28 protein-coding genes are annotated in these 25767 nt (G+C 66.0%); 8 read left to right on the top strand and 20 right to left on the bottom strand.

Translation table 11 applies throughout. The features are described 5' to 3' along the window. Positions 1-23: 23 nt before the first annotated feature. Genes JLDANKMP_RS01065 through JLDANKMP_RS01025 form a run of 9 tightly spaced genes read right to left on the bottom strand, consistent with a single transcriptional unit; the run spans position 24 to position 7749 of the window. A complete protein-coding gene (locus tag JLDANKMP_RS01065; RefSeq protein ID WP_003105079.1) occupies positions 24-2915 on the bottom strand; it encodes a conjugative transfer ATPase in 2892 nt (963 codons plus the stop codon). After that, positions 2915-3364, bottom strand: coding sequence for a TIGR03751 family conjugal transfer lipoprotein (locus tag JLDANKMP_RS01060; RefSeq protein ID WP_003109775.1), 450 nt, complete (start codon positions 3362-3364; stop codon positions 2915-2917). Before JLDANKMP_RS01060 ends, JLDANKMP_RS01065 begins: the two co-directional genes overlap by 1 nt. Further along, the gene (locus tag JLDANKMP_RS01055; RefSeq protein ID WP_003109776.1) at positions 3345-4763 is read right to left on the bottom strand and encodes a TIGR03752 family integrating conjugative element protein; all 1419 of its coding nucleotides are present in this window, start codon (positions 4761-4763) and stop codon (positions 3345-3347) included. Before JLDANKMP_RS01055 ends, JLDANKMP_RS01060 begins: the two co-directional genes overlap by 20 nt. Next, positions 4753-5664, bottom strand: coding sequence for a TIGR03749 family integrating conjugative element protein (locus JLDANKMP_RS01050; RefSeq protein WP_003105643.1), 912 nt, complete (start codon positions 5662-5664; stop codon positions 4753-4755). The genes JLDANKMP_RS01055 and JLDANKMP_RS01050 overlap by 11 nt, the downstream gene beginning before the upstream one ends. Then, positions 5661-6353, bottom strand: coding sequence for a PFL_4703 family integrating conjugative element protein (locus tag JLDANKMP_RS01045; protein ID WP_003105641.1), 693 nt, complete (start codon positions 6351-6353; stop codon positions 5661-5663). The genes JLDANKMP_RS01050 and JLDANKMP_RS01045 overlap by 4 nt, the downstream gene beginning before the upstream one ends. Beyond that, entirely contained in the window at positions 6350-6748 is a 399-nt protein-coding gene (locus tag JLDANKMP_RS01040; RefSeq protein ID WP_003105639.1) for a TIGR03750 family conjugal transfer protein, read from the bottom strand. The genes JLDANKMP_RS01045 and JLDANKMP_RS01040 overlap by 4 nt, the downstream gene beginning before the upstream one ends. A gap of 11 nt (positions 6749-6759) precedes the next feature. Further along, positions 6760-7119, bottom strand: a complete 360-nt coding sequence (locus tag JLDANKMP_RS01035) for a TIGR03745 family integrating conjugative element membrane protein (protein ID WP_003090173.1) — start codon at positions 7117-7119, stop codon at positions 6760-6762. A gap of 16 nt (positions 7120-7135) precedes the next feature. Further along, a complete protein-coding gene (locus JLDANKMP_RS01030; protein ID WP_003050225.1) occupies positions 7136-7369 on the bottom strand; it encodes a TIGR03758 family integrating conjugative element protein in 234 nt (77 codons plus the stop codon). Further along, positions 7366-7749: an RAQPRD family integrative conjugative element protein gene (locus JLDANKMP_RS01025; protein WP_003105635.1), complete on the bottom strand. Its 384-nt coding sequence runs from the start codon at positions 7747-7749 to the stop codon at positions 7366-7368. Before JLDANKMP_RS01025 ends, JLDANKMP_RS01030 begins: the two co-directional genes overlap by 4 nt. Positions 7750-7952: 203 nt before the next feature. Here JLDANKMP_RS01025 and JLDANKMP_RS01020 point away from each other — a divergent pair, with 203 nt between their 5' ends. From JLDANKMP_RS01020 to JLDANKMP_RS00985, 8 genes are read left to right on the top strand one after another with little or no spacing between them, the layout of a single operon-like run. Further along, positions 7953-8423: a helix-turn-helix domain-containing protein gene (locus tag JLDANKMP_RS01020; protein ID WP_003050245.1), complete on the top strand. Its 471-nt coding sequence runs from the start codon at positions 7953-7955 to the stop codon at positions 8421-8423. Further along, positions 8420-8995, top strand: a complete 576-nt coding sequence (locus tag JLDANKMP_RS01015) for a PIN domain-containing protein (protein ID WP_003109777.1) — start codon at positions 8420-8422, stop codon at positions 8993-8995. The genes JLDANKMP_RS01020 and JLDANKMP_RS01015 overlap by 4 nt, the downstream gene beginning before the upstream one ends. Positions 8996-9012: 17 nt before the next feature. After that, entirely contained in the window at positions 9013-9927 is a 915-nt protein-coding gene (locus tag JLDANKMP_RS01010; RefSeq protein WP_003105629.1) for an AAA family ATPase, read from the top strand. Further along, positions 9924-10394, top strand: a complete 471-nt coding sequence (gene cap8, locus JLDANKMP_RS01005; RefSeq protein ID WP_003105626.1) for a type III CBASS phage resistance system CD-NTase-associated protein Cap8 — start codon at positions 9924-9926, stop codon at positions 10392-10394. Before JLDANKMP_RS01010 ends, cap8 begins: the two co-directional genes overlap by 4 nt. Then, positions 10391-10891 carry a type III CBASS phage resistance system CD-NTase-associated protein Cap7 gene (gene cap7 / locus JLDANKMP_RS01000; RefSeq protein WP_003090159.1) on the top strand — a complete coding sequence of 167 codons (501 nt, stop codon included), beginning with the start codon at positions 10391-10393 and terminating at the stop codon, positions 10889-10891. The genes cap8 and cap7 overlap by 4 nt, the downstream gene beginning before the upstream one ends. Beyond that, on the top strand, positions 10891-11793 hold the full coding sequence (locus tag JLDANKMP_RS00995) for a CBASS oligonucleotide cyclase (RefSeq protein ID WP_003105624.1): 903 nt from the start codon (positions 10891-10893) through the stop codon (positions 11791-11793). The genes cap7 and JLDANKMP_RS00995 overlap by 1 nt, the downstream gene beginning before the upstream one ends. Before the next feature lie 38 nt (positions 11794-11831). Next, a complete protein-coding gene (nucC, locus tag JLDANKMP_RS00990; RefSeq protein WP_003050273.1) occupies positions 11832-12557 on the top strand; it encodes a CBASS effector endonuclease NucC in 726 nt (241 codons plus the stop codon). 9 nt (positions 12558-12566) lie between these two features. Continuing rightward, positions 12567-15191, top strand: a complete 2625-nt coding sequence (locus tag JLDANKMP_RS00985; protein WP_003116812.1) for an AAA family ATPase — start codon at positions 12567-12569, stop codon at positions 15189-15191. Positions 15192-15231: 40 nt separating this feature from the next. Here JLDANKMP_RS00985 and JLDANKMP_RS00980 read toward each other — a convergent pair whose 3' ends face one another. The 11 genes from JLDANKMP_RS00980 to JLDANKMP_RS00930 all read right to left on the bottom strand — a co-directional run bounded on the left by JLDANKMP_RS00980 (position 15232) and on the right by JLDANKMP_RS00930 (position 25736). After that, a complete protein-coding gene (locus JLDANKMP_RS00980) occupies positions 15232-15981 on the bottom strand; it encodes a TIGR03747 family integrating conjugative element membrane protein (protein ID WP_003105620.1) in 750 nt (249 codons plus the stop codon). Continuing rightward, on the bottom strand, positions 15978-18170 hold the full coding sequence (traD, locus tag JLDANKMP_RS00975) for a type IV conjugative transfer system coupling protein TraD (RefSeq protein ID WP_003116813.1): 2193 nt from the start codon (positions 18168-18170) through the stop codon (positions 15978-15980). Before traD ends, JLDANKMP_RS00980 begins: the two co-directional genes overlap by 4 nt. Positions 18171-18174: 4 nt before the next feature. After that, entirely contained in the window at positions 18175-18723 is a 549-nt protein-coding gene (locus JLDANKMP_RS00970) for an integrating conjugative element protein (protein ID WP_212560345.1), read from the bottom strand. Continuing rightward, the gene (locus tag JLDANKMP_RS00965; RefSeq protein WP_003109780.1) at positions 18720-19310 is read right to left on the bottom strand and encodes a transglycosylase SLT domain-containing protein; all 591 of its coding nucleotides are present in this window, start codon (positions 19308-19310) and stop codon (positions 18720-18722) included. Before JLDANKMP_RS00965 ends, JLDANKMP_RS00970 begins: the two co-directional genes overlap by 4 nt. Further along, complete coding sequence (locus tag JLDANKMP_RS00960; protein ID WP_003098886.1) at positions 19292-20029, bottom strand: TIGR03759 family integrating conjugative element protein; 738 nt, start codon at positions 20027-20029, stop codon at positions 19292-19294. The genes JLDANKMP_RS00965 and JLDANKMP_RS00960 overlap by 19 nt, the downstream gene beginning before the upstream one ends. Before the next feature lie 12 nt (positions 20030-20041). After that, positions 20042-20686, bottom strand: a complete 645-nt coding sequence (locus tag JLDANKMP_RS00955) for a hypothetical protein (protein WP_003098888.1) — start codon at positions 20684-20686, stop codon at positions 20042-20044. Next, on the bottom strand, positions 20683-21282 hold the full coding sequence (locus JLDANKMP_RS00950; protein ID WP_003098890.1) for a PilL N-terminal domain-containing protein: 600 nt from the start codon (positions 21280-21282) through the stop codon (positions 20683-20685). The genes JLDANKMP_RS00955 and JLDANKMP_RS00950 overlap by 4 nt, the downstream gene beginning before the upstream one ends. A 138-nt stretch (positions 21283-21420) precedes the next feature. Continuing rightward, a complete protein-coding gene (locus JLDANKMP_RS00945) occupies positions 21421-23577 on the bottom strand; it encodes a helicase-related protein (RefSeq protein WP_249336793.1) in 2157 nt (718 codons plus the stop codon). A gap of 259 nt (positions 23578-23836) precedes the next feature. Continuing rightward, entirely contained in the window at positions 23837-24142 is a 306-nt protein-coding gene (locus JLDANKMP_RS00940) for a hypothetical protein (RefSeq protein WP_003098895.1), read from the bottom strand. Positions 24143-24231: 89 nt separating this feature from the next. Next, positions 24232-24552: a hypothetical protein gene (locus tag JLDANKMP_RS00935; RefSeq protein WP_003098896.1), complete on the bottom strand. Its 321-nt coding sequence runs from the start codon at positions 24550-24552 to the stop codon at positions 24232-24234. 50 nt (positions 24553-24602) lie between these two features. Continuing rightward, positions 24603-25736: a DUF6094 domain-containing protein gene (locus tag JLDANKMP_RS00930; protein ID WP_254917107.1), complete on the bottom strand. Its 1134-nt coding sequence runs from the start codon at positions 25734-25736 to the stop codon at positions 24603-24605. Positions 25737-25767: the final 31 nt, after the last annotated feature.

The following is a 25767-nucleotide window of genomic DNA, read 5'->3' as shown; positions in this document are numbered from 1 at the left end:
GCGTTCTCCGGTGTACGGCAGATTCAGGGCAGGTCCAGGGTCGGCGACTCGATGCCACGTGCCCGGTCGATCTTCTCAGCCACCTTGAAGGCGGCATCCAGCTCGCTGACGCCGTGCTGCTGCATGAGCTGGTAGCGTTCTGCCTTCTCCTCGGGCTCGGTTTGCGCGAGCGCGAGGTAGAGACTTGGCGGCACGGCGCGGAACAGCACTTCCATGCTCTTGGAGAGGATGACGCCCTCGGTGAACTTGCCCGCTTCCTTGCGTGCGGAGAGCATCAGCGCCTTCTGCGCCGGCGAGAGTTCGCGGAACCTGGCGATCTTCTCCACTTCGTCCGGCGGCATCGACAGGCACACCCACCACTCGATCATGTTGAGCATGGGCTCTGCGGCGCGCGGCAGATCGTCGATGTTTTGCGTCGCCAGCCAGAACCAGGCGCCCAACTTGCGCCACATTTTTGTAATTTTCACGACATAGGGCGCGAGCAGCGGGTTCTTGGTGATGATGTGACCTTCGTCGGTCACGTTGACGATCGGCCGGCCCAGGTACTGGTCGCGCTCGGCGATGTTGTTCACCGTGCTGATCAGGCTGATGTAGGCGATGGAGAGCTGCGCGTTGTAGCCCTCGCGGGCATAGGTCGCCAGATCGACCAGCGTGATGTCGGCCTCGGGCCACGGCGTGCCGTCACGGTCGAACATCTCGCCGTCCGTGCCTTGGCAGAACATGTCCATCGCGTCCGCCATCTCCAGCAGCCGCACGCGCCGCATCTCGGGCAGCGTCGGGTCCTGGCCACGGGCGCGCAGCGCGTTGCGCACGTCGCGCGTGAGCACGGTGCGCTTTTCGGCCACGCAATGTTCGGCGGCGTCGAGGATGCACTGGCGGATCAGCGAGCGGTCGGCCCGCGTCATCCGCGCTTCTTCCTTGTCTTCGCCGCCCGTGATCATCAGCCGCGCTGTGATCTCCAGTTCGCCCAGCACGTCGCGCTGCTCGTCCGCTTCCATGGCCGAGGCATCGGGGGGCAGGTCTTCGTCCAGCGCGTCGGCATCGAGCGTCTGTACGTCGCTGGGCGTTTCGATCAGCCGGCGTGCGTCGGCGAACGGCGCCAGGCTGATGCCCGATCCGGGGGCCAGCTTGACCCGGTTCACGGTCAGGCCCAGGCGCCTGGCGAAGTCGCTGAACAGGCCGAAGCTGTTGCCGGCTTCCACGATGAAAAGCCGCGGCCGGTAGATGGCCGTCACCTGGTTCAGCAGGTTGTTGAGCGTGGCGGACTTCCCCGAGCCGGTGGGGCCAAATAGAAACAGATGGGCATTCATCTGCCGATCCAACCTGTTCAAGGGGTCGAACGTAATCGGGCCGCCGCCGCGATTGAACATCGTGATGCCGGGATGCCCCGTGCCCTGGGCGCGGCCCCATACTGGCGACAGGTTCGCCGCGTGCTGGGCGAACATCAGTTGCGTGTACCACCGGCGCCGGTCCTTGCCGGGGTTGTAGCAGCACGGCAGCCAGCGCAGGTAGCTGTTGAGCGGCGCCACCTCGTCGTCCTCGCGCACCGGCTGCAGGCCGGCGTTGAGCATCACGTTCGCGAGGTCCAGGCCGCGCCGATCCAGTTCCGCCTCGTCGCGCCCGCGTAGGTAGAACGCCAGAGTGCCCCGGTAGAGCTTGTGCGCGCTGCCGATCAGGGAGCGGGCTTCATGCACGTCCTTGAGCGTCTGCTCCGACGCCAGCGTCTCGCCCACAGCTTTCTTCGCCAGATGGTTGAGGTCCGATTCGAGGACGTCCTGCGGCGTGGCCACCATGGTGAGACACATCAAGGTGTCCTCGGGCATCTGGTCGAACAGCGTGTTGATCGCGTCCCCCTTGCGGGTCTCGCCGGTCAGGTGCCCGGTGCCGGGCGGCATGCGCAGCCGGTCGGTGATCAGCACGCGGTGCGGCATGCCGTCGAAGTACCAGGCCCCTTGCGCCACGTCCGAGCGCGGCTGCCCAAAGAACAGCCGCTGGCTGAAATCCCGCCCGCTCGCCAGCTCGATCTCGCCGGCCTCGCTTTCCTCGGTACTGTCCGGATAGCGCGCCAACGCGTAGAAGCGCTCCCGGTCCTCCACCCCAGGCCCGAGCAGCGTGGGGCGCGGGTTGAACCACCGCAGCAGCCAGTCGTGGACGTCGGCCGCGACCATGCGCCGGGCCTGGATGCCGGCGTTCGCCAGGCCGCCGCACAGGCGGTCGCAGACGATGCCCAGCATCTGCTCGGGTGTCTGGCCGCGGCGGTTTGCCTGTCCCTGTCCGCTCGCGCGGCGGTACACCACCATGCGCACGCGCCGCGTCTGGCCGCGCCAGCGCAGCCGCGTGACCACCGTGTCCTCGAACAGGCCGCCGGGCTTGGCCACAGCGCGCAGGTGGTGGCCGAAGAAGCGCAGGTAGAACTCGGTGAACGCCGAGCCGCGCGCACGTGGCTGCACGTAATCGCGCAAGGTCTGCATGTACTGGTCGAAGCTCGGTTCGTCCTGGGCATAGAGCTGGAGCACCCACGGGTTCTCGTCCAGTTCATCGAAGCTGTCCTGAAGCGCGTTTTCCAGGGCGTCGCGGGCATGCGCGAGCCAGCCGGGTTCCCGGCCTTCGGTGCCCAGCGGCACCAGCTCGTAGAAGGCGGCCACCGATTGGCCGTCCTCCAGGAGCATCGATTTCGACTCGGGCAAGAACTCCACCCAGGGCAGCAGTTCCACGAAGGACGGTGCGACGTCGTACAGCGCCTGCTCGTCGGCCACGGTCGCCGGCTTGCGGCCCTGGACCGCGGCGCCGGGTTCGGGGATGCCGGCTTGCTGCAAGGCCTCGACGTGGCGCTGCCAGCCGTCCGGCTGCTCGTCGGCGGCGGTGTCTTCGGCGCTGACGGCAGCCAGCTTCGGCCATGGAAGTTTCCACCGCATCAGTAGTCCTCCGTCCTCTCGCCAGGCATCGCGTACTGCACGCGCTGGTACAAGGGGAAAACCGTCGTGTAGCCCGGCACGGGAACGGGGTCGGTGCCGGCCAGGTGCGGGTACACGTACATCACGAGATCGGGATTGGGCAGACGCTGGAACTGGCGGTGAACCTCATTGCGCGCGGTGCGCGTGTAGCGCATCTGCTCGACAGGTGCGGCCTGCACGTCGGCGTCGGTCAGGGGCCGACGCAGGCTCTGGCGCGCATCGAGCAACTGGCGGCCGGCGTTCCGTCCGGCTGCGCCACCGCCGTCGCCGGCCTCCTGCTGCCAGATGTCCATCATCGTGCGGTCACCGTGGGTCAACAGCTTTTCCTTGCTGGTGGCGCAGCCGGCGAGCACCGCGACGGCGAGGGCCAGTGCTAGGCCACGGGCCAGGTTAGTCAAGTTCAAGGGCATGGCTTTCTCCTGCGCGGTGATCGACCTTGCGGCCTTCGGGATCGAAGTCGATGGCGAGCGGCTTTTCGAGGTGGACGGCAACCTTGGCGCCGGGTTGGACATAGACGGCGGCGAAGGCTTGGCCGTAGAGCTTGTTGACCCAGGCCGACATGTCCCGGACACCGCCCGCGAGAATCTGGCCGACCGCTTCTTGGCCGGTGATGCCCACGGTGCCGATGGAGCCGTCCGAGCCGACATAGGACATGCGGCCGCTGCCACTCTCGATGAGCGAGGCCACACCGGCACCGGCCGCGGTGATTAGGGCCTGCGAGCCGAGGTATTGCTGGGCGTTGCTGCGCCGCTCGCCGCTGACGCAAGGAATGCCGTGGGGATCGCTGATCCAGCCCAAGCCGTCGCGCTGTTGGTTGTTCTGCTGGTTGCCCTCGCGGTCTTCGGGGATCGTGCGAATCGTGCCGTCGTTGAAGACGAACGTGATGCTGCGCACCTGACCTCGCACGCACGAGAGCGTCCAGTCGCCCGAGGCGGTGCCGCTGAACACGGCGCCGGCCACGTCGGGAATGTCGATGCCATTGGCGGTCAGGTTGTCCGGCCCGACCAGAACTTTGAACGGATAGGGATCGTTGACCGTGCCGTCGATCGGCACGCGGCCGATCAGGGCCGTCATCGCCACCGATCCCATTAGCGTCGAGTTGGTCGGCACGGTATAGACCGGCTTGGCATTCTTGACCCCGGCGGCGCGGGCGCCCGCGTTGGCCACGGTTTCAGCGGTGGTTTCGAGCGTGCTCTGCGCCGGGCCGAAGCTCGTGGGGAAGCTCATGCCGCCGCTCGCGCCACGCCCCCCGTTGCGCCCCTCGGCGGGCTTTGCGTCGTCCGGCTCGACCCACCGCACGCCGCCCTCCATGCCGGCCTCGTCGCCGCCCTGCAGCCCCAGGCCCACGGGCAGGTCCGCATGGCCGCCGCCGCGCCCGCCGATGCTGTCCAGGCGCCGCTGCAGGTCGGCGAGCAGCCCTTCGGTCTGCTGGCGCGCGCTGGCCGCCTGCTCTTGGTCGCGGCGCAGGTTGGACCGCTCGGATTCGAGCGCCGAGTTGATGCGCTGGTCGATGGAGTTCTCGCGCTGGCGCAGCCGCTGGTTCTCTTCACGCTGCGACTTGTTGTCCGAGAGCGCGGTCTGAAGCTCGGTGCGCAACTGCTTCACTTGGGCAACGAGCGTCGCCACGGTGTCGCGCGGGGTGTCGCCTTCGATGCCCAGCGCCTTCATTTCCTCGGGCGTGAGCTGGGCGCCGTTGTCCGCCGCGGGTGGCGCCGTGCCGCCTCCACCCGAGAACAGCCGGATACCGGCGAACAGCACCAGGATGGCGACAGGGATCATCAGCCACTTGAGCAGGCCGTTACTGCGCATGGCGGGCCTCCTTGGCGTTCTCGTCGCCGTCCGGCTGCGGCAGATGCACGGCAGGGTCGAAGCGGTGAATCGCCGGCAGCAGCGACTGCGCGAGGCCGCGGCCGCGCGTGACCAGGTACAGCACGGTCGTGTCCTCGGTCGTGCCGCGCGGGCCCAGCGCCTCGTGCTGGAAGGTGGCGGTGAGGAAATCGCCTTGCAGCACGCGCGGGTCGAGCGCGACCCAGTCGGCGCCGGTGTTGGTGAGGCGCACGGCAGTCACCCATTGGTCTTCCAGGCGCCACGACGCGAGCACGGCCGCGCGCACCGGCAGCGTTGGCATCAGTGTGTCCAGGTCGAGGTCGCGGGGAAGGTTGACCCGCATGACGCCCGGAAGCGGCTCGACGGTGCGCAGCGGTGCGTAGAGGTTCTGCGCGGCGAAGCGCGTCAGCACGACAGGGACCGGAGTTTCGCGCCGCGCGGTCCGCGCACCTGCCTGGCCCTGGGCGCGTGCCGGGGCCTCGGCACTGTCGGCCTGCTCGCCATAGCGTCCCGGTGCGCTGTCACCCTCGACGATGCGCACCGGCTCCAGCTCGGCTTCCCCGTCCTTGGGCGGTTCGGCTGCGATGTCCAGCAGGATCAGCGCGCCCGTGTCGGCGTCCTGCAGTTGCAACCGCGTGGGCTCGATCGGCTCGCTGGCACGCAGGTACACCGCGCCGCCCGCACTCTGCACGCGCAGGCGTTTGCCCACGCCTGCGGGCACGCCCACGCGCACGTTCCGGTCGATGAATACGATGCGTTCCTGACCGACCTTCAGCGGCACTGCCAGTGGCATGCGTTCCCAACGCAGGATCTCCACCGCCTGGGCGACGGGTGCCGCGGCCACGGCCAGTAGCCCCAGCAGCGCGAGTACAGGATGCTTCATGGGGTGTTTCCTCCTTGAGGCGCTTGCGGATTCAGGTCACTCGGCGCCGGGCGCGCCGGCTCCGGTGCACTGATGCGCTGGGGCGCGCCTTCGTAGCAGTCCAGCGCCAGGCCGAACGGGTTGCGGGCGGGATCGACGTCCACCCGCGTGACCTTGATCGGATAGCGCACCAGGGCGCGTTTGACCTGCTCGGCGCCGTAGTACTCGTCCGCCGTGATGTCCAGCGTCACCACCCAGTCGCGATCGGATACGGTGCGCACGCGCGCCGTGGGGTCGTCGCCATAGCCGCGGCCGGGAATCTCGTAGATGCCGCGCACGCGCTGACGCAGCTCGCCCGTGGAGCGGCGGTAGTCATAGTCCGCCCGCAGGAAGGCCTGGCAGGACGGGGTGAGGTACGGCGAGAGCGTATGGAGGTTGCGCGAGTAGTCTTCTTCGCCATTGGTCGGCCAGCGGTTCAGCGTCTGGAACACGTAGAACGTGAACGCATAGACCGATTCGGGCGGCACTTCCCACCACTTGCGGGTACTGCCAGAGCGCAGGTCGGGCGGGACGTGGATGGTCAGGTCGCGCGGCGCGCTCCACCAGCCGCCGCCCATGACCAGGGCGACAATGACCAGCGCGCCCGCGCCCAGGCGCAAGGTCTTGATGTGCGCCTGCAGGTGGGCGATCTCGTTCTTGAAGCGGCTCATCGCATGCTCCTGCGGGTGGACCAGAAGCCCGAGCGCGAGATCAGCACGTGGCCGCCCACCCAGCCGGCCATCAGCGGATGGCGCGTTGCGATGCGCCACTGCAACTGTCGATACAGCCAGGTGTCGGGGCGCCCACGCTTGAGGCGGCGCAGGATGCCGCCGCCGATGAACACGCCCAAGGCCACGCCCAGGACAACGAACGTCGGTGCGATGGCGATCGTGCGGAACACCCACGAAAGCGGCGCGCCGACCAGCAGGCCGGCCGCGCCGGACAGGCCGCAGCAGATCCACAGCTCGTCGGCGGTGAGGCCGCGCACGACCACGGGATGGCGGTTGAGCCGGTGCGGAAGGAACGTGACCGTCCCGTCCGCACGGACGTGCTGCTGCTCGGACATACCGGCCTCGCTTACAGGATGCCGGTGGCTTCGGTGAGCAGCCAGATGCCGATCACGAGCAGCACGGCGCCGATGGCGACCGTGAGGCCGAATTGGCCCCACGTCTTGCGGCCGGTGTGGATCTCCGCGTAGGTGCCGTAGGCGTGGTAGCAGACGCCGATGAACATCGACGCCACCACCAGCAGGGCCACGAGCATGATGATGTCGTAGCCGTAGTTGCGGATGGTCTCCATGATGCCGTTGCCGGTGCCGCGCGTCGGGTTCTCCAACTGCGGCAGACCTTGCGCGAACGACAGTGCGGGCAGCGCGGCGGCGCCCAGGGCCACGGCGGCGCGCTGGGCAAAACGGGAAGTGAGGTTGCGGTTGTGCATGGTCGGGCCTTTCATGTCAGGACAGGAGGAAGAAACTCAGGACGAGGTACATCGCGACGAAGCGGATGCAGACGCCGAGGAACTGGCGCTGGTTGAGGCGGCTCTCGGACCACCCCACATAGGCCGTTCGGATGGCCCAGACGCCCCACACGAGCAGGACCGCGAACACGACGCCGACCAGGACGGTCGCCATCGCGGAAGGCGCGATACCGCTGTTGGCTTGAAATGCCGAGACCTGGGCGCCGTTCATTGCTCGCCCTCCGCAGTCGTCTTCGGCGATGGCGAAGCGGCCCGCTCGGTGCGGTAGTCGCCGGCCAGTTCGGAGGGGTCGCGCGGCTGAGCGCGTGATGGCGTCAGGTGGAACTGGATGCCGGCGCGCACGCGCGCCAGGTCAGCCAGCAGCCGTGGGTAATCGAAGTGGTAGCGCTCGCCCGGCTGGATGGGGGCATGCGCGGCGCTGTCCGCGACGGTGCGTTCCAGCGCGTCGAGCTGGCGCAGCGCGGCGACCAACTCCTGGCGCTGCGCCGGGGACTCGGCCAATGCCATCGGGGACTGGCCCAGCACGAGGGCCGTCACGAAACAAGTGGGCACGCCGCGATGCGCGGCGCGCAGCCAGATCGAAGCCACCATCGCGCCATTCCTGTGTGATCAGCAATGGGTTGATCGTGGAGATCAGGGCTGTTTCAGGCCGCAAACAATAGGAACTGGCGGACGACCGGATTGGGCATGCTGCGAGCGAACCTACAAAAGCACGGGTCGCGCTTCGATTATTGCGTTTTTCGAGTATTTCGAATATGATCGGCTCTGCAACCGTTTTCGCTTAGGAGCTACCCATGACCACCGCCACTGCCCAATCCAAGATGACCCTTCCCGCCGCGGGAGAGGTGAAGGCAGCCGTCCAGGGTCAACGTGCCTTGGCGGCTTACCTCGCAACCCAGTTCGAGACGCAGCACATCCAGATCTTTGATGACCACAAACAGGCTCATCAGGTGGAACTGCCTACCTCGGCTTTACGCCTGCTGGTCGACATCCTGGCCGAGTTGGCCGATGGCAATGCAGTAAAGGTGGTGCCCGTCCATGCAGAGCTGACGACCCAAGAGGCGGCGGACTTGCTCAACGTGTCCCGTCCCCATTTCGTCAAGCTGCTCGAAGATGGGGTGTTGGCATTTCATCGCACCGGCAAGCACCGCAGGGTGAGGTTCGCCGATCTGATGCAGTACAAGGAAGCGCGCGAGCGCGCCAGTGAGCAGGCGATGGCCGAACTCGCTCAGCAGTCGCAAGAGTTGGGAATGGGATACGAATGAGGCATTCCCCATTCACCGCCGTCTACGACGCGTGCGTTCTATATCCCGCGCCACTGCGGGATTTCCTGATGTGGCTCGGCCTGTCTGGCCGCTTCCGGGCGCGGTGGAGCCAAGCCATTCATGAGGAGTGGAAACGCAACCTGTTGATCAACCGCCCCGATCTCACCCGGGTTCAGGTCGACAGGACGTCGGATCTCATGGACCGGGCAATTCCGGACGGCTTGGTGGAGGGCTACGAAGCGCTCGTGGCAGGCCTGACATTGCCCGATCCGGACGACCGGCACGTCCTGGCTGCGGCGATTCGCTGCGGTGCGAGCGTGATTGTGACGTTCAACGAACGGGATTTCCCGAACGATCTGCTGGCTCCGTACGGCATCGAATCGCAGCACCCCGATGAGTTTGTGGACAACCTACTGGATCTGGACGCGGCCGCCGTGGTGTCGGCTGCGCAGCGCCAGCGTGCCCAACTCAAGCATCCGCCGATCGAGGTGGACCGCTATCTCGAAATCCTGCTGCGCCAGGGCCTTGTGCAAACGACCAAGGTGCTGGCGACCTATCGCACCATTCTCTGACCCGCCGAGAGCCACGGATGACCAAGAATCCTTCATCAGACGCCACTTTGCCGAAAGGCATCCATCGAAGCTGGAAGCTGCCGGACACGTCGCTGGGCGCCCTGTGGGATTCCATCGTCATGGACGAAGCTCTCAAGAAGCAGTTGCTGTCACAGGCGATCGTCAACTTCACGGTGCGCCCCAAGGTGGAGCGCACGGTACTCCCCCTGCACGGCGTGATCTTGTTGGTCGGCCCGCCGGGGACTGGGAAGACCTCCTTGGCACGGGGCTTGGCGCATCGTGTGGCCGAATCTTTTTCTTCTGCGAAGTTTCGATTGCTGGAAGTAGAGCCTCACACGCTGACGAGCTCTGCAATGGGAAAGACTCAACGCGCCGTGGCAGACCTGTTCTCGCAATCGATCGCAGAATCCGCAGCGGCGGGCCCGACGATCGTCCTTCTGGACGAGGTCGAAACGCTTGCGGCTGATCGAGCCAAGCTCAGCCTGGAAGCCAACCCGGTTGATGTGCACCGGGCCACCGACGCGGTGTTGGTGCAGTTGGACATGTTGGCCGAACGCAACCCGCATCTGCTGTTCGTGGCCACCAGCAACTTCCCACAGGCCGTCGACAGTGCCTTCCTATCTCGTTGCGACATGGTGATGGAGGTGCCACTGCCCGGCAAGGATGCCTGCAAGCAGATCCTGGTGGACTGCCTGAATGGCCTGGCAAAGACATTTCCGGGGATTGGCAAGCTTTCCTCGGCTCACCAGTTCGACGCGTGCGCTGGCGAGTGCGTCGGATTGGATGGTCGGGCCATTCGCAAGGTCGTAGCCAACGCCCTCGCGGCCGACCCGCAAGTGGCTATCGATCCGAACAAGCTTTCCGTAGAGCACCTGCGCAGTGCGATACGACAGGCAACGCAAATGCGCCTTCAAGGAGGGAAGCAAAAATGACCACCGTTGTCAGCCGGACGTTTCGCAGCTCGCCGCACCGCGATGCGTTGCAGACGTGGGATGCCATTGTCGAACTGCTCACTCAGGGCAAGGACGGCACGGCTCGCTCTGAACTCAGGGCCGTGGCGGGCGTGGCCGCCAGCTTGATCGCCGACCAGGCACCCAAGAGCGCGCCCATCGTTGCGACATGCGATGGACCACGGACCAGGATCTACTGCCTCTTCGACGAAGACGCGATCGATGGTGATGATGCCAACGAAGAAGTCTTGGGGTTCGAGCCGTTGAAGGGAGACTGGGGAGTCTCGCTGCCGTGTCCGAAGGAGCAGCTCGGCTGGGTGCAAACCGCGCTCAAAAAGCACAGTTCTCGCATCATTGCACGGGACTTGAGCCAAGGAATTGCCACGCAGGCGCAGGCCGATGCTGGACAAGCGCTGTCGCTCGACCTCGGAGGTTTCCTCAAGTCATGAGCACCGTCGCCACCTACTCGTACACGCACTCGGTTACCTATGTGACCGACAACATCCTCAAGAGCTTGAAAGACATCATCCTGCTCAGTGGGCTGGACCCCGAGCACTTCGCGGATCGCTGGGAGAGCAATACCCGAGCCATCAAGACGTGGCTCGGGACCGGTGATCTGCGCAAGGTGATTCTGGAGATCTACAACCCGGCAACCGACAAACTCGTGACCCGATGGGATATCGACATCGTGTATGGGTGGTCCGATGGCGACGGCAGCTTCTGGACGGATACCGAGCAGTTGAAGTACGCGATCAAGAAAGCTGGGCTGCTGCCATCGCAGGCCAAGTACAAGTTAATGCTCGATACAAAGCCAGGGCGGCCTGATGTGGAGGGGTGGAGCAAAGGAAGTTATCGCTCGACGGATGGAATGGTCAAGCAGAGCCTAGGCTCGACTGTCGAACACAGCGGCCTGGCGGGTCAGGCCGGATATTGGAGGCAACGCTGATGCTGTCGATCGATGAAGCTTTTCGCAAGTTCAAGTCGCGTCTGGAACTCAACGAACGCGAACAGAAGAATGCCTCGCAACGCCAGAACGAAGTGCGGGACTACCTGCAGACCAAGTTCGGCATTGCGCGCAGCTTCCTGACCGGGTCCTATGCTCGATACACGAAGACGAAGCCGCTCAAGGATATCGACATCTTCTTCGTGCTGAAGGACTCGGAGAAGCATTACCACGGCAAGGCCGCATCGGTAGTGCTGGATGATTTCCACTCTGCATTGGTGGAGAAATACGGTTCGGCGGCCGTGCGCAAACAGGCGCGCTCGATCAACGTGGATTTCGGTGTTCACATCGACGCGGAGGACAACACGGACTACCGGGTGGTCAGCGTGGATGCGGTGCCCGCATTCGACACCGGCGACCAGTATGAGATCCCCGATACGGCGTCCGGAAAGTGGATCAAGACGGACCCGGAGATCCATAAGGACAAGGCGACCGCAGCGCACCAAGCCTATGGCAATGAGTGGAAAGGTCTCGTGCGCATGGTGAAGTACTGGAACAACAATCCCAAGCACGGCGATCAGAAGCCGGTGAAGCCCTCGTTCCTGATCGAGGTAATGGCCCTTGAGTGTCTTTACGGCGGCTGGGGAGGATCGTTCGATCGCGAGATCCAGTCGTTCTTTGCCACGCTTGCCGATCGTGTTCATGACGAGTGGCCGGATCCCGCCGGACTTGGCCCGGCGATCAGCAACGATATGGATGCCGCGCGCAAGCAGCGCGCGCAGCAGCTGCTGTTCCAGGCGAGCCAGGACGCAAGCATCGCCATCGACCACGCGCGTCGTGGTCGCAATATCGAAGCGCTTCGCGCCTGGCGCGCACTGTTTGGCCCCAAGTTCCCACTGTCCTGATTCCATCGGCTTCCATACACGTCCCATCGAGGTACAGCATGTCCCAGTGGTCGCTTTCCCAGCTCCTGTCGTCCCTGCATGAAGACATCCAGCAGCGCTTGTCCGTAGTACGCAAGACCTTCGGTCACCCGGGTACGAAGGGGGATGCGAGCGAGAACGTCTGGATCGACATGCTGGATACCTATCTGCCCAAACGGTACCAGGCGGCGAAGGCGCATGTGGTGGACAGCCTGGGGAACTTCAGCCAGCAGATCGATGTGGTGGTGTTTGATCGGCAATATTCGCCTTTTATCTTCACCTACGAGAACGAGACGATCATTCCAGCCGAAAGCGTGTACGCCGTGTTCGAGGCCAAGCAGACGGCTGACGCGGGGCTTGTGGCCTATGCCCAGGAGAAGGTCGCCAGTGTGCGCAGGCTGCACCGCACGAGCCTGCCGATCCCGCACGCTGGCGGGACCTACCCAGCGAAGCCGTTGATTCCGATTCTGGGTGGCTTGCTCACCTTCGAGAGCGAATGGAGTCCTGCATTGGGCCCATCCATGGACAAGGCGCTGAACGCAAACCTCACCGAGGGGCGTCTGGACATCGGATGCGTTGCCGCCCACGGGCACTTTTTCTATGACCAAGCCAGCGGCGCGTACAGCTACACCAACGAAAACAAGCCGGCGACCGCGTTTCTTTTCAAGCTGATCGCGCAGCTTCAGTTCAGTGGAACGGTCCCCATGATCGATGTGGAGGCTTACGGTCAGTGGTTGACCAAGTGAGGGGTCGCTGTGGCAAGCATACGTTCGGAGTACCACCGGTTCCTGGCGCACTTGACGCAGCGGCACGTGCACGACGACGTGCGCCGGCTGGCGCACCTGGTGCTCGATCACCTGCAGCCACTGGCCGAGGTCGGTGCTGCACGCCGGGGGCGCTCCACGCGCTTGGCGCCGCTGGCCATCGCGCATCTGGCGCAGATGCCTGTCGCCTACGACGGGGACGCGCGCGGCCCCGAAAACGGGCCGGCGCTCGGGCGACTGCACCAGCTCGAAGTCGGGCCGTTTCGAGGATTCATGCGGCAGGAGACGTTCGACCTCAGCCATGACATCACCTTGGTCTACGGTGCCAACGGCACCGGCAAGAGCAGCTTCTGCGAAGCCTTGGAAGTGGCGATGCTCGGTTCGATCAGCGAAGCGCAGGCCAAGCGGGTCGACCAGCGGACGTACTGCAACAACGCTCGCCTGCGCCGCCACATCGCGCCAGTCCTGTCGTCTACGGCGGCGGGCGAGGCGCAGGCCGTCCAGCCCGACGAAGCTGAGTATCGCTTCTGCTTCATCGAGAAGAACCGCCTCGACGATTTCGCCCGAATCGCCGCGCGGACCCCGAGCGATCAGCGCCAGCTCATCGCCACCCTGTTCGGCGTGGACCAGTTCAGCGAGTTCGTGCGCGGCTTCAACCCCTCGCTCGATCAGGACCTGATGCTTGCCGGCGTGCAGGCGGCGCAGCTGGCGCAGCGTCGCCTGCAGTTGGCGAACTCCGAACAGACCATCGCCGCCTACCCGCAGAAGATCGCAGCGGTCGAGGGCCTGGAACAAGCTTTGGCGCAGCGCATGTCACCTGGCGCGACCTATCAAACCTGCGTGGACTGGCTGCTGGGTACGCCGCAGCAGCAAGGACGGCTACCGTATGTCCAGGCTCAGCTGGACGCCAACCCGCCTGCCATTCACGAGGTGACCCAGGCCCGCCTGCAAGCGTTGCTGGCAGAGGCCTACCGCGTCCAGGGACTGTGGCAAGCGTCTTCCGCGCAACTCGCGGCCCGCGCCGGCGAGGTGTCGTACGCGAAGCTCTACGAGGCCGTGCAAGCGTTGGCGGACGGGGCGACCGCGTGTCCGGCATGTGGAACCGAACTGGCCGCCGTGGCGCAGGACCCGTTCGCCAGGGCGCGAATGGGCCTGGAGCAGCTCGCGCAACTGGCCGTCCTGCAGCAGCAGGAGGCCGGGCATCGGACACAGTTGAGCGAGGCGGTCCGAGCGCTGTGTGACGAAATGCGCCGCGTGGTGGCGGCGGCTGGGGTCGCTTGTCCTGCCGAATCGCAGGCCGCGGGCCTGCCACTGCTGCCTCCCACGTCGGCGGGCAATTGGCTCGGCGGCGGGGTGAATGGGGACCAGCGCGCCTGGCAAGCCCTCTTACGGATCGCACAGATCATCGAAGGCTTCGACGCGCAGGCGCGCGACGTGAATGCCCAGCGCGGCGCGATGGCCCAGGAGCGGGACCGCCTGCAACAGCATCAGCTGGAGATCGAACGGCTGCGGACCATGCGCACGACTGCGGATCAGGAGCTGGCGGCCGCCCGCCAAACCGTGGCCCAATTCGACGACGCGAACCGCGGCCTGATCCAGGCGGCCACGGACGAAATGCCGGTGGTGGTGCACCATCAGCGGGTCAAGGCCGCCTACGACGGTTTCCTGCCCGAGATTCAGGCATACCTGACCGCTCTGCCGGGGGTTCTGCTACAGGGGCTGGGAGACCAAGCCCGCCATCTCTACAACGCATTCAACCGGGCCGATCCGCCCGGCGATCTGCTGCACGCGCTGTGGTTGCCCGTGGCCGAGAACGGCAAGATCGAGGTGGAGTTCGCCGGCGAGCCGGGCGCGCGCTACGACGCGTTGATCGTCTTCAGCGAAGGGCACATCAAATGCCTGGGCCTGGCGATTCTGCTTGCCAAGAACCTCGCGCAGGGCTGCCCCGTGGTCATATTCGATGACGTCGTCAACGCGATCGACGACGACCATCGCGATGGCATCTGGCGTACCTTCTTCGAGGACGGTTTGCTCCACGGCAAGCAGGTTATCCTCACCTCGCACGCAGAGGAGTTCCTGCACCGCATCCAGCAGGAGTTGGGCGTGCGCCGCGCCGCGGCCATTAAGCGCTACAAGTTTCTCCCGCATCAGGGAGAGCACGAACTGCGGGTCGACAGCGACCCGCCAGCGAAGAACTATGTTCTTCTGGCCCAGCAGGCGTTGGCGGCTGACGAGAAACGCGAGGCACTGCGTCAGGCCCGGCCGGCGCTGGAGAGTCTGACGGACCGCCTGTGGACGTGGCTGGGTCGGCGGGCGGACGGCCGGATCGACATCAAGCTGAGCGGGCCCCGCGCGCCTTGGGAGCTGAACAATAAATGCACCAAGTTGCGGTCGGCCGTCGAGCGTATCGCGGCGCAACATGCGGGTGCGCCGGATGCCGTAGGGGCGTTGGTCCGGCTGCTCAATGTCAGCGGTACGAGTATTGAATGGGGTTACCTCAATAGCGGTGTGCACGACGCTCAGCGCGATCATGAGTTTGATCGGGCGACGGTAAGAACGGTCGTCGAGGCGGTTACGGCGTTGGATGCTGCTCTTGATACCCTGCAGAACCGATGAACGGCACACGGCTTTGCAGAGCCGTGCCGCCCGTGTCACCTCATAAGTACTTCTTGAAGCTGCCTGCGGTCAGGCTGACTGCCATCCCCAGCAACGCCGCGCTGGGCAGCAGGATGACCAGAGGATGCACCGATATGGGCAGAGCGAGATAGGTGGCCCAAGGCAGCACGGCCAACGGCATCAGGCTGGCCTTCGCGCGGTGGTAGATGAAGCCGGATTCGCGGCCCGCGCCGAACCGGCGCACATCCCGTCGCACCAGGCCGTCAATCAGGCCGACGAATGCCGCCGTGAGGATCAGCGGCAGCGTGAGCACCAGGACCAGCAGGCGCACCAGGAAGGTGAGCGTCGTGAAGGCCGCAGCGATCAGGTAGCTTTCGGCCCAGACATAGACTTGGCTGATGTAGTAGCGGAAGTTGCGGCTCTGCCCGTGGCTGGGCGCGCGGACGCGCTCGGCGGTCTGGCTCATGCGCTCCAGCAACCCCGAGCGCACGAACACCCACTCGTACCCGGTATCCACCAACTCGTGCGCCGTGCGCCCGGGCTCCTGTACCACCACGCTGCGCGTGAAGTGGTTGGACAGGTGCCCGAGTTCGTACCGCAGCATCTGCTGGGAGTGGCGCCAGCCCTGGTCCTTCCAGAACAGGTGCATGCCGGCGCACTCCACCACGATCGAGAACAGCAGCGAGCCAATGAGCACCCCGAGCAGCCGGAACGGTAAGGTGATGGTGCCGACGATCAAGCCTTGGCGATGGTTCTGCTCCCGCTGCGCGGTCGAGGCGGCATCCTTCATGGCACGGCCTCGTTGCCCGCGCCATCGTCGGCGCCGGTGGCCACCGCGCCGGGCTCGGCCGCAGCGGCATCGTCCAGCAGGTCGTCGGGCAAGGCCGCATCCTGCAAGGCCGACGAGCTGGTGAACTCCCACCACTGCGTGGCCTCGCTGTAGCTCTGGCGCATGTACCCGGCCAGTTGCTGCAGGTCCGCCGGCATCACTTCATCCGGGTCCGGCGCCGGCAGCGGCATACGCACCTTCCAGAGCTGGCCGCCCTGCAGCAGCGCGAAGCACTGGCCCTTGGGCAGGCCGACGACGTGTGACGGCTCGATCATCGGCACGCTGGCCATGCTGATGCGGTCCTGGGTGTTCGACGTGAAATCCGTCGCGCCGCGGATGTCTGAGCTGTCCGTCGCGCCCGAGACGATGGTGGTTGTATAGACCTCGACCTTCGGCAACTGCCTCGTCAGCAGTTCCGCGGTGGCCGTCTCGCGCACGCGCAACATGAATAAATTGTTGAAATTCCCGATCACTTGGCCGGCCTTCGCGCGATTTCCGATGCGGGCCTCGATGTCCGAGAGCGTCTGCGTGTACGCCGTGACTTGCAGGCCGGCACCGCCGCCCTTGTTGATGAGCGGGATGAATTCATCGCCCATCAGTTCATTGAATTCGTCCGCGTGCACGTTGATCGGCACGCGAGCGCCAGCCACTGCGCCGGGCAGGCCATCGTCGATTCCGTGCTTGTAGATGTGTCCGGCCACCGAAACCAGGTCAGAGAACATCGAATTGCCGACCGCTGCGGCGACCTCGGCGTCAGACAACGCATCCAGACCCACATAGACGATGGCCCGCTTTCGGATGACCTGCATCCAGTCGAAGATCGGGCGCGGGTCGGCCAGGTCGGAGTAGTTCGGCGCCAGGAGCTGGGCGATCTTGCCGCTCGTGAGCTTTTCCAGCAGCGGCAGCAGCGATGCAACGATCTTGTCGAAGTAGGTCTTGTCGTAGCGCACCGCCGAGCGCAGGCCATCGAGCACAGGGTCGTAGTTGCGCGCCTGGGAGAGGTATTGCTCCAGCGCCACCACACGCTTCTCGCGCCCGATCATGTTCCTTGGGATGTTCTTCTCGTTGAGCTTGGCCTCGATCTGGACGATCACCTCCCAGGCCTTGGGCTCCGTCTTGGCAAAGTAGTGCTGGGCGTACTCAATGAACAGCGCGTCGATGTTGATGACGTGGCGCTGGATCAGCATGTAGTCCGGGCGCTGCCCCAGTTCCACCAGGGCGCGGGCGATGATGTTCACGAAGCGCCATGCGAACTCGCGGAACGCCGCGCTGTTGCCTTCGCCGGAGAGCTGCCCCGCGATGCGTGTCGCCACTTCCGAGATCCGACCGAAGCGGCCCACGGCGTTGTAGCGGGCGCTGATTTCCGGCCAGCCCAAGTGGAAGATGTAGAACTCGCCTTCGCGGCCAGCGCGCTGGGCTTCGACGTACATCCGTTTCAAGAGATCGGCATCCCCCTTGGGGTCGATGACGATGACGACCTCATGCTCGCCGGCAGCATTCCTGCGGCGGATGTCCTGCGTGACGAACAACTCGGCCAGGCGCGTCTTGCCCACCCGCGTGGTGCCCAGCACCAGCGAGTGCCCGACGCGCTCGCCCAGCGGCAGGCTGACGTCCACTTCGTCGGGCTCGATGCCGTGCAGCCTTGGCAGGCCGCCGACAGGCGGCAACGGGCGCACGGGGTTGAAAGGCGCGTCCCAGCCGGTGAGCTTCGGCAGGCGCGAGAGCGGCAATGGCGCGAATTCCAGCCGTTCCTCCAGGCGCCTGGTCAGCCGGTAGGCCGGCGTCGGCTCGACGTAGCGGCGGAACTCGGGCCGGTACGTCTGCATCAGCCGATGCGTGTGCTTCTGCTCCCAGAGAAAGCCGCGCCCCACGAATAGGCGCTGCTGGCTGACCGGCACGTCCTTGCTGGTCATCACGTAACGCGGCAGACGGCGGATGTTGCGCCGGTAGCGCAGGATGATGCGGGCATCGCGGTAGCGGATCGCGCCGTAGGCGCCGAACGCCAAGGCGCTGCCGATGCCCATGGCCGGGCTCAGCGCGAGCGACCATGGGGCCACCAGGCACAGAAACGCGGCGCCTGCACACGCCGCGACGGTGTATAGCTCCACCGCTGGGCGTAGCAGAACCTCGACCGGCTGTTTGCCCGACATGGCTTCATTGCGCGATGCCGGTGGCCGTGATCAGCGCCGGGTAGTGCCGCAGGCCCAGGCGATCGGCCAGGTCGTCGCCGGCCACGGGCGCGAGCGGCACGCCCGGCACCAGGGCGCGCAGCCGCGCCAGGCCCTGCGCGGTCTCGACGTTGACGACCAGGCCGACCGCGCCACGTTCGCGCAAAGCGGCGGCGCGGCGCTGCAACCAGGCCCGGGAAGCCTCGTCGTCGCCGATGACCACGAACGGCCGCAGGCCGGGCGCTTCGATCACCCGTCGCGCGACGGTGCCGGGCGTGAGCTTGGCGCTGCGCACCGGCAGCATCGCGGCTTCGTCCGCCCGTGTGGCAGGAACCTGGGGCGTCGGGATGGACGGCCGCGCCGGTGCGTTGGCGCGCGGCTGGAGATTCAGGGCTTCGTAGTACGGCAATGCCGACGTGCCGCCACGGTCCTCGACAACGATCAGTGGCTCGCCGGCACGCGAGGCCAGCGGCAGGCCTGACAGCAGCATGAGTAGGCCCGTGAACGCGAGATGGGCGGGATGGGGTTTCGTCATGGGGAGGTCTCCTGGCGCGCCGCGAGGACCGCGGCGGCTGGTCGCGTGCCCTGCACGCGGGCAAGGTGGCGCGACACGCTGCGCCGATAGCGGGCGGCGGGCTCGCCGCCTGCGGGGCGGTGGTAGCGGCCGATCGCCAGCAGCCAGTCCTCGCCGGGGGTGTGCTGCTCCTTCAGGATCTCGGCGGCAACGGCCAGGTTGCGATACGGATCCAGCAGGTCGCACGCGCCGGTAAAGCGGTGCTTGTGGTAGCCGAGGTTGATCTGGCCCAGGCCCGCATCAATGCGCGTGTGCGGCGTGGCGCGCATCGCCTGCTGCAGGCCAGCGCAGGCGTCGGCGCGCGTGGCGAAGCGGCGCGACTGGCCGGCGACGTTGAGGGACCACGGCCACGGCACCAGGCGCCCGTTGCGCCGGATGCCGCTCTCCTGCAAGGCCACGGCGTAGAGCACGGTCGAGGGGATGCCTGCGCGCTGGGCGGCAAGCTGGTAAGCCGGTGGCGGAACCTCCTGGGCCAGGGCGGCAACGGCATACAGGCCGGCAGTGAGCACCAGTGCGCGCAGGGGCATGGCTACGGCTGGCGCTGCCATTGGCCGTTCACTTCGCGCACGGCGGCGGGCAGATCGCCGGGCAGGCCCAGTGACAGCCAGCGGCCGCCGTCGTGGTTGAGCGTGATGCTGCCGGCGCGCACGCGCGCCGGGTCGATCTGCGCGCGCTTGGCCCAGTCGCGGATGCGCGCGTCATCCTGGCGGCTGCCCACCATGTACAGGTCGAACTCCGCGCCCGAGGATTGCAGGCGCTGCACGAGCTGTCCGCAGGCTGCGCAGCCGTCCTTGACGAACACCGCCATGCGGCCGCTGCCGCGCAAGGGACTGCTGGATGGGCCGGCGCCCGGCTTGTCGTCGGGCAGGTTCACGCGCTGCATCCCCGGATTCAGGCGCTGCCAGGCCTCGTCGTAGGCGCGCTGGTAGGCGAGCAGCTTCTCGACGCGGCGCGCTTCCACCTGCACCTGCAGTTCCGCATAGCGGCGCCGTTCTTCGTCCGTGCGAGCTTCGATGCCCAGGGCGGACAGCGGGTCCAGGTTGGGCGAGTAGATACCCAGCGGCCCATCCATCAGCTCGCGGTAGCGTGCCCATTCTTGTGGCTGCAAGCCCCATTCGGTTGCCACCCGGTCGTCCAGCACGCGGGCGGCCAGCGGGCGCTCCTGGCTCTGTGCGTTGCGCGCCGAGGTCGTTGCGGGCTGCTGCGCCCAGGCGGGCCATTGCGACGACGCCACCAGGACCGCGAAAAGGAGGATCGACGGCTTCATGGGGTGCTCCGGTCAGGGAATCGCCACGCGGCGGGTCTGGTTGCCGGCCTGGAACACTGCGGTGTTGCCCTCGATCGCCTGCAGGCGCCACGGGCCGACCGCATCCCCGGGCAGCAGCACCTGAAGTTGGGCGGGCGTGAAGTCCCCGATGCTCGGCGCGACGGACACGCTGCGCTGGCCGGCGCGCAGTTCGGCGCCGACGACGCGGAATGGCAGCGGCGGCAGCTCGGTCTTGGAGGCGGCGGACGTGCGCGATGCGCGCCGCTGGGCGGGTGCGGTGGCACGCGCGGCGGCTTGGCGCGCCTTGATCTGCTCGACCTCCGCGCGCAGCGCCTGGAGGTCGTCGGCCGCTGCGTAGCCACTGAGAGATTTCTCGACCTGGGCCGCGCGTGCTTCCAGAATCTGGCGGGTGTCTTTGAGGTCAGCGTCCGTCGCGACGGCCGGGCGCTGCTGGATGGCCTCGATCGTCTCGGCCAAGCCAGTTGCCTGCGCTTCCAGGCGTTGCAGGCGGGAATCCAGCCGCTCCTGGTCGGCCTGGTCGCTGAGGGCCTGGTAGCCCAGGGCCGCCAAGACGCTGAGGAAGATCAACCAGAGCCACATCAGGCTCTGCACCACCACGGCGGCGGTCGATCGCTGGGCAGGTTGCGGGGCGTTCATGGCTGGCCTCCCGAAACCATGGGTGCCAGCGGGAACGTCTGCACCGCCTCGGTGGCGGGTGGCTCGGATGGGGACTCGGCGACCGCGCGATCGCCGGGCCGCTCGAAGCAGATTTGCCGTGCGCGGTCATCCGCGTGCAGTTCCCAGGCCGGGCCAGCCAGCGTGAGCAGCGCATCGCGCAAGGTCATGGGGCCGAGGTGCAGGTGTACCGCCGGCAACGGCAGCGCGTACAGCTCGATCACGGCATGCGCGGTCTGGCACAGGCCATAGCCGCTGCGTTTGAGCACGTGCCGAAGCCCATCCCCGACCGTGGCGCGGGCATCCTCGGGCATGGACACGTCGATGGTCTGCAACAACAGGTCGCGCTGCGCCGCCATGGGTGCCAGTTCGACCAGTGTGTAGCGGGCGTAGCGCACGACCGGGATGTACTCGGAAGCCTCGGGTTCAGGCGCGGCCAAGACTTCCGCGATGGTGTCGGGCGCGACCGGCGCAGTCGTCGTCGCGCAGCCACCGGCCAGCACCGACCACAGCAGGCCGAGAAATCCCGCCAGAAGGCGGCGTTCGGGATAGTGAAACCACGGTGGAGAGGGGCACATAGCTCGGCGTCCTGAAACATCCAGCCCTCACCATCGCCGCTCAGGCCGCGAGCGGCAGCAAACAATGCGAACCAGGCAGCGTCCGATTTACCGGGAGCGGCAAAAAAAACGGCCCCGAAGGGCCGTAAGTGGAACGTGTCATGCGGCGACAAGCTGCCGGGCCAGTGCGACCTCGACGGAATCACCGTCCTGGTTCAGGACATCGAGCCCGGATTCGGGCACGTCGCCCGAGGTGGACTGCGAGACCATGATCTTCTTGGCCATCAGCTCCAGGCAGGTCATCTGCGAGGAACCGGCGTAGCCGAGGTAGATCACACGCACGGGCTGCTTCTGCCCGATGCGCCAGGAGCGGCGTGCCGCCTGCTGGAGCGAGTACACGTTGTAGCCCGACTGCATGAACACGATCGTCGGGAACTCCAACAGGTCCAGCCCCGTCTTGACCAACTCGGGGTTGGTGATGAGCACGTCGATGCCACGGTCCAGTTGCTCGGCGATCCAGTCTTCGCGGCGGCTGGCATCCACGCTCGCGCGCAGCACCGCCACCTTGAAGCCTTCCTGCTCCAGCAACACCTTCAGGCGCGACGTGGTGTCGCGCGTGCCGGTATAGACCGTGTAGGCCAGGACCTTGCGGCCCTGCGCCTTCTCCTCTTTGCAGATGTCGATCAGCTCACGCTCCTTGGGGCTGATCTCGAACTCGTTGAACTGAGCCGGGACAAACGCCAAGGTGTTGCGCGTGCGCGGATGCACCACGGTCTCCGACCGGAAGCAGCAATCCGGCCAGGCCAGCAGCACGTTGAGGACCACACCCAGCAAGGTCGTATCGCGTCGCGCCAGAGCCTGTTTCAGCTCGGCGGTCAGCCGACCCGCCAGATCGCGGTAGGCCGCGGCTTGCGCCGTGTCCATCGCGACTTCACGGAACTCCTCGTCATACGGCGGCAGGACGTTGCCGCCGATGTCCTTGAGCTTGAGGAAGATCGTGAATGGCAGGATGCAGCGCAAGACGCCCTTGGGGCCGAAGCCCGGGGCCTTGACCGTGCGCACCGATACCTTGGTGCCCTTGGCCGTCTTGTGCGCCGTGCCGGTGCTCTCGGAGTAGATGTCCTTCAACACCCCGTGATCGCGCATGAACGCCATCGCAGCCGAGGTCATGCTGCCGCTCGTGGTCGGGCGGTAGCCGTCTTCGATCATCCGCCCCGGAAGGGCTCGGAACAGCAGGTGAAAAAGATCATCACCGTAGCCGCCCATCAGCGTGCCAGTCAGCAGCAAGGTCTTGCGAGCCTTCGCCGCCAGCACGCCCATGGCCTGGCCCTGGGCACTGCCCCCGTTCTTGTACTCATGCGCTTCATCAGCGATGAGCAGGTCGAACGTACCTTGCGGCAAGTACCTCTTGATGAACTCCGAGGGTTGATAACCGCCCTCGCGAAAGCCGAACTCCATGTTGGCCATCGCACGTTCCATGCGCGTGGCTTGACGGTCGGAAAACACCAGCTCGCCGTTGCCATCCATGAGGTTGATGAACTCGTGGATGTTGTCGCCCAGCATCGAGGCCAGGAAGCCGTCACCGAACTTCTGCATCAGCTTCTGCGCAGTGACTTCCCCGATGGTCGGGATGCGCTTCAGGGCTTTGAGGACGGCCGAGGACTGGTCGCTGCCGGACAGGCTGCGCGGGCGGATCAGCGTCCACAGGGGCGCAGCGCAATGGCTGCACTTCCTGCGGTACTCCTCGGCTTCGAGCGCGACCGGGTTGACCGGCTCGCCGTCGAGGTCGGTGATGACCGTGCCGCAGTCCGGGCAGGCCGCCACGTCGCCGTGGCGGGTGCGCCGCTGGGTGAAGACGGGCTTCCAGTGGAAACCCATCCGCATCCTGACGCGCCCCAGGACGAAGAACTCCTGGCCCGTGGGCTGCACGCCCAACTGCTCACGCAGCTTGAGGAGCTTGACGAGCGTATCCGGCCCATTGAGCACCCATACCTTGGCGCCGGCCACCGTCTCCTGGATCTCCCGCCGCCACTTGTAAACCAAGTGCGGTGGCGACAGGACCAGAGTGCGGCGGTAGCCTTCGGCGTTGAGCACGGCGGCCGCGGCGATGCCAACGGTCGTCTTACCACAGCCCATCTCGCCATTGACGATCGCGGCGCGTTCGCCACGGTCGATCAGCAGCTCGGCGGCGGCGTGGACGACTTCGGCCTGGGCCGGGAACAGCTTGCGTTTGAGGCTGGCGACGATGAGCTGCCGGTGCGCCTGCGGTTGGCCGGTATAGACAGGCGGGTTGGCGCTGTTGAGGGCGTCGAGCAGTTCGTCGCCGAACTCGCCGACGAAATCCTAAAGGCTCAGGGTCAGAGGGGATGATTCCGCGTCGAGCAGTTCGCCCTGTACGGGCGCGGCGTCAGCGGCAGTGGTTTCGAGATCGAAGGACATTGTGATGCTCCAATGAAAAATGGGGCATGCACCACCCCCAGCGGGGCAATGGCATGCCCCGTGGTGGGAAGGAAATCGGCGCGCGGCCGAAGGTGGTTGAAGATGCTGGCCTGAGTGGCCTGCGGGTGAACCGTGCTCAGTCTTCGGACGGCAGCACGATGGCAGTGACGCTGCGCCCCGCATCGGTGATGATGCGAATGGCGAGTCCCGGGTGGATCACATAGTGCGATTCCAGCGACGCGCCCGATTGAAGTGCAACGCCGTTGGCGTGCCATTGGCAGACGTTGACGTCACCCCAGTCGCCACGGGTGTGGCGCCTGAAGTACGGAATCGGGTCCAGGCGACCCGCGCGGACAAGGCGATCAATGCCTCGGCTGAAGATGAGCGCCCCGATGGGGAACGCCAGCCTCTGGCAGTAGGTTTCGATGCGATGCGATGCCATGGGCTCCTCCTTGAAAGGCTATTGAGCCACGACACCCCTGGCGGAGTGAAGTGGCTCCGTCAAGTGGATGGGATGACGAGGCGGCGCCTTCAGATCAGGTCGCGCTCTTCGGGAAGCTGGACCACCGTGGTCTGGTGGTCTTCGCTGGTCTTCACGAGCAACACCAGTTCCGGCGTGATCCGGTACTGGGAGATCATCAGGTTGTCCTGTTGGATTGCGACGTCGTTGGCTTGGCGGGTGGCCTCATCGATCTCGCCCCAGTCCCCGCGCACATGGCGCTGGACATAGGCCAAGGGGTCGATCAGGCCTCGCCGAGCCAGCCAATGCACCTTCTCGCTCAACTTCAACGTACTCGGTGCGAACAAGGGTTGCTTGCGCGGCGCAGGCCGCTTGAACGGATTGGGGAACATGGTGTTTCTCCTTCGATGTGGTACAGCAGGACGGCAGCGCGTCCGGTGGATCAGCGAATGGTCAGCACCTCGCCCCTTGTCGGGGAGCCAGGCGTCATGTCCCACGCGCGGATAACGGGCACAAACTTGTCGGTGAGGATGCGTGTCTCGGCGATGGAGCCGTCTTCGCGTTCGGTGAATTCCCGCTGGAGCGTCTTGTCCTTGTGGGTGTCACCTTTGACGACGAGCACGCGCCCCGTCTGGGAGCGCACGACGCCGGAGATCGCGCCCGCGGCCAGAGCCAGGGCGAGATGCCAGTGGGACAAGGCCCGCGCCGGTGGACGCAGCGACTGCTGCGCGGTCCCCAAGTGCGTGTCCAGCGACGGCCAAAGGCCTTGCAGCCGGCCAACCTCGTCGGCGAACTGTTCGGGCTCCATCGTCACGCGGAAGAAATGCTCCGGCTCGGCCGGACTGGCGGGGACGATGTACGGCAGGAACGGCCATTCGCTCGGCAGTTCCTCGGCTTCGACTTCGCCAAGCCCAACCTGCAGCAGCAGATTGCGCACGGCCTTGACGCCATCGGGTGCCAGCTCCCGCTGACGGACCCGGCGGCCGAAGATCACCACCTGCTTGAACTGCGTTTCCACCGCTCGGTAGATACGCAGATCGGTGTAGTGGCGCGTCAACCAGCCGACCAGCTCCGCGTCGAGCACGTAGCCGGGGACGATGAAGACCAGCACGCCGCCGTATTGCAACAGCGACAGCGAACGCTGATAGAACAGCTTTTCGAGGCGGGCACGGCCCTGGCCCTGATAGCCGATGTTGCCGTTGACGTCCTTGGACAGGTCGCCATACGGTGGATTCAGCCACAGTAGTCCGAAGGACTGCTTGGAGATCATCGTGTCCATCAGGTCCGCGTGCAGGCAGTGATCGACCAGGCCGCGGGCATGGCGCGCCCGCTCGGCGTCGAATTCGACGGCGAACGCCTTGGTCTGTTCGCGCCCGAGGGCATGAGAGGCTTCGGCGATTGCCACGCCTTCACCGGCGCAGGGATCGAGGATGCACATCGGCCCGTCGCTGGGCATCAGTGCGTTGAGGGCTCTTTCGAGCGTGGGTTCGTCGGTCGGGTAGTACCCATTTTTGGCGAAATTGCGGGCGAGCCGCGGGAACATGAGAGCCATGGAAGTCTCCTGGTTGGCGGGGATGAATGACGGAAGCACGCCAAGGCGTGCCTCC

Source organism: Stenotrophomonas sp. PE591 (genome assembly GCF_018320795.1).
In the GTDB taxonomy this organism is placed as follows: Bacteria; Pseudomonadota; Gammaproteobacteria; order Xanthomonadales; family Xanthomonadaceae; genus Stenotrophomonas; species Stenotrophomonas maltophilia.
The sequence above is the reverse complement of the archived record's forward strand: the minus strand, read 5'-3'. Positions and strand labels throughout refer to the sequence as shown.

Bases quoted from the DNA above. Each gene is read 5' to 3' on its own strand.
- JLDANKMP_RS01065 (WP_003105079.1), bottom strand. From the start codon at position 2,915: ATGCGGTGGAAACTTCCATGGCCGAAGCTGGCTGCCGTCAGCGCCGAA.
- JLDANKMP_RS01060 (WP_003109775.1), bottom strand. From the start codon at position 3,364: ATGCCCTTGAACTTGACTAACCTGGCCCGTGGCCTAGCACTGGCCCTC.
- JLDANKMP_RS01055 (WP_003109776.1), bottom strand. From the start codon at position 4,763: ATGCGCAGTAACGGCCTGCTCAAGTGGCTGATGATCCCTGTCGCCATC.
- JLDANKMP_RS01050 (WP_003105643.1), bottom strand. From the start codon at position 5,664: ATGAAGCATCCTGTACTCGCGCTGCTGGGGCTACTGGCCGTGGCCGCG.
- JLDANKMP_RS01045 (WP_003105641.1), bottom strand. From the start codon at position 6,353: ATGAGCCGCTTCAAGAACGAGATCGCCCACCTGCAGGCGCACATCAAG.
- JLDANKMP_RS01040 (WP_003105639.1), bottom strand. From the start codon at position 6,748: ATGTCCGAGCAGCAGCACGTCCGTGCGGACGGGACGGTCACGTTCCTT.
- JLDANKMP_RS01035 (WP_003090173.1), bottom strand. From the start codon at position 7,119: ATGCACAACCGCAACCTCACTTCCCGTTTTGCCCAGCGCGCCGCCGTG.
- JLDANKMP_RS01030 (WP_003050225.1), bottom strand. From the start codon at position 7,369: ATGAACGGCGCCCAGGTCTCGGCATTTCAAGCCAACAGCGGTATCGCG.
- JLDANKMP_RS01025 (WP_003105635.1), bottom strand. From the start codon at position 7,749: ATGGTGGCTTCGATCTGGCTGCGCGCCGCGCATCGCGGCGTGCCCACT.
- JLDANKMP_RS01020 (WP_003050245.1), top strand. From the start codon at position 7,953: ATGACCACCGCCACTGCCCAATCCAAGATGACCCTTCCCGCCGCGGGA.
- JLDANKMP_RS01015 (WP_003109777.1), top strand. From the start codon at position 8,420: ATGAGGCATTCCCCATTCACCGCCGTCTACGACGCGTGCGTTCTATAT.
- JLDANKMP_RS01010 (WP_003105629.1), top strand. From the start codon at position 9,013: ATGACCAAGAATCCTTCATCAGACGCCACTTTGCCGAAAGGCATCCAT.
- cap8 (WP_003105626.1), top strand. From the start codon at position 9,924: ATGACCACCGTTGTCAGCCGGACGTTTCGCAGCTCGCCGCACCGCGAT.
- cap7 (WP_003090159.1), top strand. From the start codon at position 10,391: ATGAGCACCGTCGCCACCTACTCGTACACGCACTCGGTTACCTATGTG.
- JLDANKMP_RS00995 (WP_003105624.1), top strand. From the start codon at position 10,891: ATGCTGTCGATCGATGAAGCTTTTCGCAAGTTCAAGTCGCGTCTGGAA.
- nucC (WP_003050273.1), top strand. From the start codon at position 11,832: ATGTCCCAGTGGTCGCTTTCCCAGCTCCTGTCGTCCCTGCATGAAGAC.
- JLDANKMP_RS00980 (WP_003105620.1), bottom strand. From the start codon at position 15,981: ATGAAGGATGCCGCCTCGACCGCGCAGCGGGAGCAGAACCATCGCCAA.
- traD (WP_003116813.1), bottom strand. From the start codon at position 18,170: ATGTCGGGCAAACAGCCGGTCGAGGTTCTGCTACGCCCAGCGGTGGAG.
- JLDANKMP_RS00970 (WP_212560345.1), bottom strand. From the start codon at position 18,723: ATGACGAAACCCCATCCCGCCCATCTCGCGTTCACGGGCCTACTCATG.
- JLDANKMP_RS00965 (WP_003109780.1), bottom strand. From the start codon at position 19,310: ATGGCAGCGCCAGCCGTAGCCATGCCCCTGCGCGCACTGGTGCTCACT.
- JLDANKMP_RS00960 (WP_003098886.1), bottom strand. From the start codon at position 20,029: ATGAAGCCGTCGATCCTCCTTTTCGCGGTCCTGGTGGCGTCGTCGCAA.
- JLDANKMP_RS00955 (WP_003098888.1), bottom strand. From the start codon at position 20,686: ATGAACGCCCCGCAACCTGCCCAGCGATCGACCGCCGCCGTGGTGGTG.
- JLDANKMP_RS00950 (WP_003098890.1), bottom strand. From the start codon at position 21,282: ATGTGCCCCTCTCCACCGTGGTTTCACTATCCCGAACGCCGCCTTCTG.
- JLDANKMP_RS00940 (WP_003098895.1), bottom strand. From the start codon at position 24,142: ATGGCATCGCATCGCATCGAAACCTACTGCCAGAGGCTGGCGTTCCCC.
- JLDANKMP_RS00935 (WP_003098896.1), bottom strand. From the start codon at position 24,552: ATGTTCCCCAATCCGTTCAAGCGGCCTGCGCCGCGCAAGCAACCCTTG.